At 58.6% G+C, this 8666-nt stretch carries 7 protein-coding genes and 1 pseudogene; 4 read left to right on the top strand and 4 right to left on the bottom strand.

Annotation, left to right across the window (positions count from 1 at the left end; genetic code table 11):
• Both VGE80_RS17825 and VGE80_RS17830 read left to right on the top strand, forming a co-directional pair.
• Positions 1 to 198 (top strand): annotated as a pseudogene (locus tag VGE80_RS17825) (lactate racemase domain-containing protein); the annotation flags it as partial.
• Positions 185 to 1327, top strand: coding sequence for a cysteine desulfurase family protein (locus VGE80_RS17830; protein WP_440593596.1), 1143 nt, complete (start codon positions 185 to 187; stop codon positions 1325 to 1327). The pseudogene VGE80_RS17825 and the gene VGE80_RS17830, both read left to right, overlap by 14 nt.
• 143 nt (positions 1328 to 1470) lie before the next feature.
• Here VGE80_RS17830 and VGE80_RS17835 read toward each other — a convergent pair whose 3' ends face one another.
• Positions 1471 to 2187 carry a hypothetical protein gene (locus tag VGE80_RS17835; protein ID WP_440593597.1) on the bottom strand — a complete coding sequence of 239 codons (717 nt, stop codon included), beginning with the start codon at positions 2185 to 2187 and terminating at the stop codon, positions 1471 to 1473.
• Between the two features lie 354 nt (positions 2188 to 2541).
• On the opposite strand from VGE80_RS17835, the gene rimI reads away from it, so the two are divergent.
• Entirely contained in the window at positions 2542 to 3105 is a 564-nt protein-coding gene (gene rimI / locus VGE80_RS17840) for a ribosomal protein S18-alanine N-acetyltransferase (protein ID WP_440593598.1), read from the top strand.
• Positions 3106 to 3268: 163 nt separating this feature from the next.
• Here rimI and argC read toward each other — a convergent pair whose 3' ends face one another.
• A complete protein-coding gene (gene argC, locus VGE80_RS17845) occupies positions 3269 to 4291 on the bottom strand; it encodes an N-acetyl-gamma-glutamyl-phosphate reductase (RefSeq protein WP_373653773.1) in 1023 nt (340 codons plus the stop codon).
• Between the two features lie 128 nt (positions 4292 to 4419).
• Positions 4420 to 6627, bottom strand: coding sequence for a hypothetical protein (locus tag VGE80_RS17850; RefSeq protein WP_440593599.1), 2208 nt, complete (start codon positions 6625 to 6627; stop codon positions 4420 to 4422).
• A 150-nt stretch (positions 6628 to 6777) separates the two neighbouring features.
• Between VGE80_RS17850 and VGE80_RS17855 the strand changes: the two genes are divergently transcribed.
• Positions 6778 to 8223 (top strand): RecQ family ATP-dependent DNA helicase, encoded by a 1446-nt coding sequence (locus tag VGE80_RS17855; RefSeq protein ID WP_440593600.1) that lies wholly within the window; start codon positions 6778 to 6780, stop codon positions 8221 to 8223.
• Positions 8224 to 8292: 69 nt separating this feature from the next.
• Here VGE80_RS17855 and VGE80_RS17860 read toward each other — a convergent pair.
• Positions 8293 to 8666 (bottom strand): FAD-linked oxidase C-terminal domain-containing protein (locus tag VGE80_RS17860; protein WP_440593601.1); only part of this gene is annotated, 374 nt, incomplete at its 5' end.

Raw genomic sequence — 8666 nt, forward strand, 5'->3', positions numbered from 1 at the left:
CACACGTGCGGTCTGGTAGAACCCCCGGATGCAAAGATCGTTCAGATTCAGGATACGCTGCACCTGGCCGAAGTCCTTGTCAGTGAGGCCTACCTCCCCGAGATTTCCCGTCGCCCGGACCTTGAACAGATGAGCGAACCGCAGGAAATGGCATTCGATGCCGCTGGCAACCTACTTCCGGTAAATGAACGTGTCTGAAATTTATCTCGACAACAATGCGACGACACAGCCCTTGCCCGAGGTGGTCGAGACGGTCGCGCGGCACTTGCGCGAAACGTACGGCAACCCCAGCAGTCGACACTGCCTCGGCCGCAAGGGACGTCGTGTCCTGGAAGACAGCCGCGAACAGATTGCTTCGATCCTGGGTGCACGCCCGGATGAACTGCTCTTCACCAGCGGAGGAACCGAAGCCAACAATCTGGCCGTGTTCGGACTGACGTCCCATGGATCAGGAACGATTTTGATCTCGCCGGGCGAACATCCCTCCAATCTCGAAGCCTGTCGGCTGCGGGAACGTCAGGGCTGGCAGATCAGACCGCTTGCGGTCGAACGCTCGGGGCTCTTCTCAACCGCGAGCCTGCAATCGACGATCGCGGATTCAACCCATGTCCGACTGGCTGCCGTCATCCTCGCTCATAACGAGACCGGAGTCATTCAGCAGGTGGAACCACTTCTCCAGGGGGCCGCGCAACAAGGCTTTGCGGTTCACCTGGATGGAGTTCAGGCGGTAGGCAAGCTGCCCGTCAACTTCCGCCAACTCGGCGCAACAACCCTCAGTTTCGGAGCGCACAAGTTTCACGGACCACGAGGAGTCGGGGGACTGCTGATTCGTGAGGGAGTCCGTCTGACCCCCGGATTCGCGATGGGGGGCCTTCAGGAATCCGGACGTCGGGCGGGGACGGAACCTGTCGCGTTGATCGCGGGAATGGCGAAGGCACTGGAACTGTGGAATCAGGAATCCCAGGAACGAACAGCGTATGTCCGCAATCTGCGGGACACTCTGCAATCCCGCCTGCTGGAACTGGCCGCTCCCGCCGTCGTCAACGGGTTGGAGGCAGAACGGTTGCCCAACACGCTGAATATCTCGTTCCCCGGCGTCGACGGCGAAGCATTGCTCGTGGCACTCGACCTGGAGGGGATCGCCTGTTCGCTGGGGAGTGCCTGCGCCAGCGGTTCCATCGAACCGACGCCGGTCCTCGTGGCCATGGGATTGGAACCCGATCTCTACCGATCCGCGGTGCGACTGACACTTAGCCGCCTCAACACGCTCGACGAAATCGAAGCGGCCGCGAATAAGATCGCGGAAGTGGTGAAGTACCTGCGCTGACCAGCCAAAGCGAATCGGCCGGTCCTGATTCAGCGAGCTGAAACAGAACCGGCCGCAAGATTGCCTGCGCCTGCGTCGGCGCACCCGGGAGACCTGACGGAAGCCACGCGGTGCACCTGACTGGTTGCAGGATCGCGATACCCTTATGTCGCCTGCGTCGGAATCTTCGCTTTGGCGGCCCAGCGATCAAACATCTGAACGTCGCGTTGCAGATACTCAAGTGTCTGGAACTCGGACGCCAGTTCGCTGACCACCAGCTTGCTGAAGCCGTGGGCGTTCAGTCGCGAGATCACTTCAAACGCAAGTTCTTCATTGAAATGAATCGGCTGGTGCTCGTCCTGCCCCGGCGTGTATCCGGGCATGTGAACATGCTGAAGTTTGCCGGCGAAGCGGTTCAGAAATCGATCCACGTGCTCCAGCAAGGTAGAAAAGGGGGCGTCGTGCAAGGTGAACTTCCACAAGTGCTCGACATCCAGCGTGAGCCCGGGACTGCGCTCGGCCCATTGATCGAACTGATTGAGATCCAGCACGTGGTTCTCAATCGCCAGGTCCAGATCGGGTGACAGATCGAGCAGCGCCTTGGCGTACCGGTCGAACATCGGCTGGTGGATGATGATCGCCGTCGCATTCAATCGCTGGTAGAGATTCACCGTCGCATTCAGCGTCTCGTCTGAGAGGGGACCGCTGTTGGGGAAATGCAGTGCGTAGCGAAAGGGGTACTCGCGAGCCACCTGGGAGATCTCATCCGCTTGGGCGAGGACTGCGGAGTCGAGCCAAAATTCAGCCGCTTTGAACCCCGATGCGAGGGTCGTTTCAAAGGCCGATCGGATCGGGATAAACTTCGTCGCCAATGTCGGCATTGGGATTCCAGATAATGGAGGAATAATAGGGGGAATATCGTGCGGCAGGGTGACAAAGCAAGGTAAACAGATTGGCCCTTGATGACCGTCATGAAGAGTCTACTTTAACATAATGAGGCCATCAGGCAGAAGGAGCAGGACCGAAGTCTGCCCGCCTGTCTTGTGCCGGGAACCCGAACCTCCACCTTCGTACAGCAGCGGGTGAGATTCGGAAAACCGAGCCCCCATCCGGCCAAATTTTCTTCCGCAATTCGACTAGCGTCCAACTTTGACATCGGCTATTTTGCGACCCCGCGCATGCATTCTGTAGGGGAAGTGTGCGGCCCCAGCAATCAGTAGGACAAGGAGGTCCGCATGAGCTCAGGGAATACGTCGAAAACAGATTCGCGTCGGCCGCAATGCGACGTTCAGATTCGTTGGATGATCCGTCGGGACATGCCCGAAGTTCTGGATATTGAACGACTGAGCTTTGAATTTGCCTGGAGCGAAGAAGATTTCCTGTGTTGTCTTCGCCAACGCAACTGCATCGGGATGGTTGCCGAACGGCAGGAACGCATCGTTGGCTTTATGATCTATGAACTGCTGAAGTCGCAGCTTCACGTCCTCAATTTTGCCGTCGCCCCCTGGGCTCGCCGACAAGGAGTCGGGACGCAGATGGTCGAGAAGCTCGTGACGAAGCTGTCGCAGCAACGTCGGCAGGAAATCACGCTGGAAGTGCGTGAAACAAACCTTCCTGCTCAGTTGTTCTTCAAGAGACAGGGACTGTCGGCAAACTCAGTGCTTCGTGGTCACTACGAAGACACAGATGAGGATGCCTACGTGATGAACTATCAGTTGTATCCCTGCGAAGACCAGATCATTCCCTTCACGCTGCGGAAACAGGCCTTCGGGTTTGACTCCGACGCGGAAGCAGCCTGATCAAGCGAGAAGGGGATGACCACTGTCATCCCCCCCTCTCCGTAATCGCCTCAACGCCCCTTCGATCCGCCACGGAAGTGCAGATCGAACGGGCGTTGTGTCGTTTCTACGCCCTCAACTCTACGCCTGAACCTTCGCCGGCCAGACCCAACCCCGACCAGTGCTACCGTCCGCAGGGGAGCAGGCCCATCGTCTCAGGGAACCCAGCCATCAGGTTAAAGTTCTGGATCGCAACCCCCGAGGCCCCTTTGATGAGGTTGTCGAGACAGGCAACGATGATGACTCGCCCCTTTGTGACGCGGACAGTGATATCGCAGAAATTCGTGTACGCGCTATCTTTCGTGGCAGGAAGATGGTCGACGACACGAATGAAGGGTTTGCCCGCATAGAACTTGCGGTACTCGTTCAACAATTCTTCCTGCGTGACGGGTCGCGTCGGTGTCGCGTAGATCGTCGCCAGGATCCCTCGATCCATCGGGACCAGATGGGGAGTAAACAGTACCTCGACACTCTTGCCCGAAGCGTCCGACAGAACCTGTTCGATTTCTGGCATGTGCCGATGCGTCCCCACGGCGTATGCCGAGAAGCTCTCATTGCACTCGGCAAACAGGGTATTCAGCTTGGGCGTCCGGCCAGCCCCACTGACGCCGCTTTTGGCATCGATGATGATACCGGTCGGCTCGACGAATCCGCCGCAGATGGCCGGAGCCAGCCCGAGAATCGACGTGCTGGTGTAACACCCGGGATTAGCGACCAGGACGGCCGACTTGATCCGGTCTGCAAACAGTTCGGGCAGTCCATAGGGAGTCGTCCCCAGTCGCGTCGGGTCGGTATGCACATGGCCATACCACTTTGCATAGACCGCCGGGTCGGTCAGTCGATAATCGGCACTCAGGTCGATCACCCGACACCCCGCCGCGACGTACTCGGGCACCACCGCCATGCTGGCAACGTGAGGCAGTGCACAGAACACGTACTTGGCCCGCTCGGCCACTTCCGCAGGCTTCAGGTCTTCGCAGCAGATATCCACTCGCCCGGTAAGACTGGGGTGCACCGTGGAGACATGGGGCGAGCCTTCTTGACGGGAGGTCAACGCCGTCAACTTCACTTCGGGGTGATTGACCAAAATCTTAATCAGTTCGAGGGCGGTGTAGCCGGTCGCCCCGAGGATGCCGACATTGATCATCTGAGAACAGTCCTTTTTGGAAATGAATACTGCGAGCGGTCGAGAGGGCTGATTCTGGCGGACACTCTGCCGTGAGGCAAGGTTCGATCCCGGCCACTACGATTCGACCCACCCCCTCACAGCGGTTCTCATTCCTTTTCGACCGTAATAAACAGCGGAGGACTCGAATACGTCGCTTTCATCACGAAGTTCAGCGAGAAGTTGGCCATGATGGCCGTCACCTGACGCTCCACCGGCGGGGCCGTTTTCTCTGCCTTGAGCGTGATGAACCCGTCACAGTCGGCTCCCGTCAGCAACAGCTTGCTCTGGCTGTCGTCCATCACCACCCCTTCCGGCAAACTGTTGGCGTAAACCTGTTCGAGATGCCGGTTCATGAAATCGAGAGTCACATTGGCATTAACGTCCTTGGCTCTGACCAGGGTGACCGCAATTTTCCTGGATGCACCCGGCTTCAGACGAATTTCCGTCTCACTCAGATTCACCGCCAGCAGATCGGAACTGGCTCCGACCGCAACCGTATGATTTGAAACGGGATAGTGACCACGGCCACCCCCCGGAGAGTAGTACTCCTGATAGGGGACCGCCACCGCAGTCAGTTCCAGTGCAGCAGGAGCTGCCTCGGGTGTGCCCGCGGGGGCCGCAGACGCAGCAGGGAGCGGATGCGTCGCGGTCCCCCAGATGCGAACATCGATCGCTGCCAGTTTCAGCTCTGCAGGAGCGTAAAGAACGATGCATCCATCGAGTCCCTTCCCCGCCAGGATCCGTCCGCAGGTGGCGACGACTCCTTCTGGAAGCCCCTCGATATGCAGTTGAATTTCGCCCGTGAATCCGTGCTTACGAACGGCCCTGACGAAAATCGCTCCGTACGTCCCGGGGGTCAACTGCGTCTTGTCCGTATCGATTTCCAGTTCAAAGCTGGGGAGTGTCCGGGTGATCTGCAGGGCGTATTCGTACCCCGCCCCCCCTCGCAGCAGACCGTCGCGAATCTCCACGAAGTACTTCCCTGTGGCGGGTGCTTCCCACCCTTCCAGCCGCGTGTCGGCGAAGACGAGTCTGCCGAATCGACCATCATCGTCTTCCCGCAGCGGTTGCCCCTGCTCGTTCAGGATTCTGATGAACGAATCGAGATTCGACATCTGGCGGCGGGAGATCACTTCGAACGAAAACCGTTCTCCCTGCGTGGCCGTGAAGGCGTAACAGTCCAGGTCGGAAGTCGCTTCGATCCGTCCCGCGATGACTTGGGGAACTTCCACAGGAACCGCGGTCGCCGGTGAATCATTGTCCCCTGCCGGTTCCACCAGAATGGGCAAATCGGTCACGACAAATCCCACCGGGTTGGAAACCTGATTCGGCAACTGAACAGGGAGTGAAGCAATCCCCACTGCCGTCGTTGACGGAACTTCGACCCGGCCACGGAAATCGTCGGGAAGATTCACGCCGCTTAACTCCACATCGGTCGCTACTCCGGCCTTCACCACGTTCGGAAATGCGCCTCCTACATGGGCCCGTGAACTGGCTTCGATACAGTAGGACCAATCTTCATTCCCCTGATAACGAACATCGCGGATTTCCAGCAGATATTCGCCCGACTGCGAGAACCGGTGCGTCAGAAACGGATCGGCAAAAAAGCCGTTATCCGACATGGCCAGGACCGCTCCCGTTGAATCCCGCAGGAACAGGATGGGGTCGGCGTGGACCTGTAAATCGTGGATCTTGTCCTGAAGCCGTTGGCAACGGACCTGAAAGTGGATGGTCTGCCCCGCCTCGGCCGAGAACTTCCAGAAGTCGGCATCCTCGGCTTTTTCAATCAGTCCGCAAAGCGTCGCAGGCAATTTCACTGACTGTGCTTTATCAGCGGTGTTGTTGTCGGGGACTTCCGCGACAACCGGATCTGCGACGACGACCAGTTGCCCCACAGTACTGGCCCCGTTGGGCGTAGCGAGACGGAACTCGCGCACTCCCGGTAGTGCGTCGGCTGCGACAGTGAAGCGGACCTTCAGGCGATTGACCTCTTTCTGCTTCTCACCGGGATTCAGTGGCGGCAGTTCGGGAGCCACGATCTCTGCGGTGACGCCCGTCCCTCCGACGGTGCACTGGAACGCCCCCAGCATGGTATAGCGGGAGTGAACCTCGCATTCCGTCGTTGTCCCCACCTGCACACCCACGGGATGAAGACTCATCACCATCGGATAGCCGGTCTGAGCCACGACGACCGCCCCGGTGCTGAGGCAGAAACCCAGAGCCAGCGTAAAATGGGTCACCCCCTGCCACAGGAATCCGCGTAACCGGGAACTGACCCGAACAGGATTGAAACTGGCGCTGAACCGAAGTCGCATGTTGACCCTTTGCGCTGACATCGACGAACTTTGACGCGTGTGCAGGATATCAATTGTGGGTCACGAAAAACCAGACGACAACAGTGCCGGGGCAATCACCGCCCCTTTCACAGGCTTGAGTTTTCACAGCGAATCCGTCAAATCTCGGTCATGAAGCCTCTCGACGTCTTGCAGCAGTATTTCGGTTATGACTCGTTCCGCCCCTTGCAGGAAATGGTGATTCACCACGTCCTGAGCCACCAGCATGCCCTGGTGATGATGCCGACCGGGGGTGGCAAATCATTGTGCTATCAGATTCCCGCACTGATTCCGCCGCCCCCCGAAACGAGTGGTCCGACACGGACACCCCTGACACTCGTCCTGTCACCGCTGATTGCGTTGATGAAGGACCAGGTCGATTCACTGCGGAACCGTGAAATCTCCGCAACCTATATCAACTCGTCGCTCAATCGGCAGGAACGCGAACGGCGCTACAAGGGGGTCGCAAAAGGAGATTACCAACTGCTGTACGTCACGCCCGAGCGATTTCGAAAAGAGGAGTTCCTGCAGGCGCTCCAGCAACGCCGGGTTCATTTGCTGGCCGTGGATGAAGCCCATTGCATCAGTGAATGGGGTCACGATTTCCGTCCTGACTACACCCGGTTGGCCGAGTTCCGCGAGCGACTCGGGAATCCGACGACGATCGCCCTGACGGCAACTGCAACTCCGGAAGTGCAGCAGGATATTGTCCGGCAACTCGGCCTTTCACCCAACGAAATCAAAACCTTCGACGCGGGAATCGAGCGTCCTAACCTGACCCTCGCGGTGAACGAGGTTTGGGGCGAAGACGAAAAAATTGACCGGATCCTGCACATCCGGCAGCAACACTCTCATACCCCCGGCAGCGGGATCATCTATTTCACCCTGATCCGGTCACTGGAACGCTTCAGCGAACGATTGCGGGCGTTACAGATCCCGCACGTCTGCTACCACGGTGACCTGGAACGGAACTACCGTCGCAGGATTCAGAGCGAGTTCATGGAGGGACGCTGCCCGCTGGTTCTGGCGACCCCCGCCTTCGGCATGGGGATCGACAAAAACGATATTCGCTTTGTCATTCACGCCGAGGTTCCCGGCTCGATGGAGGCGTGGTATCAGGAAATTGGACGGGCCGGACGTGATGGCCTGCCAGCGGACTGCGTCCTGCTTTACGAGGAATCCGATCTGCTGACACAGATGGAGTTTCTTCGATGGAGCAATCCGGACACCGAGTTCTATCAGCGAGTGTACGACCTGCTGGTCCACAACGAAGAACAAATCTCGGCGTTTGGTCTGGAATGGATGCGGGAAAAGCTGCATGCCCGACAGAAACATGACCACCGGCTGGAAACAGTCCTCGGCATGCTCGAACGGTACGGCGTCATCGAAGGGACCTGGGATCCGATGCAGATCACCGTTCTCGGTCCGCTGGCTCCCGAGTTACGCGATGACCAGCGGCTGGCAGACAAACTCCGTCGTGACCAGCAGAAGCTGCTCGCGCTGGTCCAGTTCATCCGTAGCGAGGGTGACCGGAAGTCGTACCTCAACGACTACTTCGGGATCACCCCTCCCGACTGACAGCAGCCGGGTGCAGGCAGCGCAGATAAAGCGTTCGTGCTTCACGACTGGAACCTGCACCAGGACCATTCAGCGGGCAGGAATCGACACCGCGTCGACGAATCGACCTGGATTGAGAAGCCCGTGCGGATCAAGCTGCTGCTTCAATCGCTGCATCAACCCCCAGCTCGGCTCGGGATCCCCGCACATCGGCATCCGATTTTTCCATTCCGGATCGCAGTGCAGGACAACCAGGTTCCCTCGGCCCGAACGGGCGAGCTGTCGCAGTTCGTTCAGAATGGTCATCGTCTTTTCAATCGATACGGCTTCATCAGGAAGCTGACCGACCACGATTCCATTGCCGGCGTGAACCTGAATAGCGACCCCCAGCTGGGTGGCCCGGCTGGCAAATTCCATCGCTTTCGAGGGGAGCAGATTCGCCTGGAAGGTGAGTGGATCGTCAG

Source organism: Schlesneria sp. (assembly GCF_036405755.1).
Taxonomy (GTDB): domain Bacteria; phylum Planctomycetota; class Planctomycetia; order Planctomycetales; family Planctomycetaceae; genus Schlesneria; species Schlesneria sphaerica.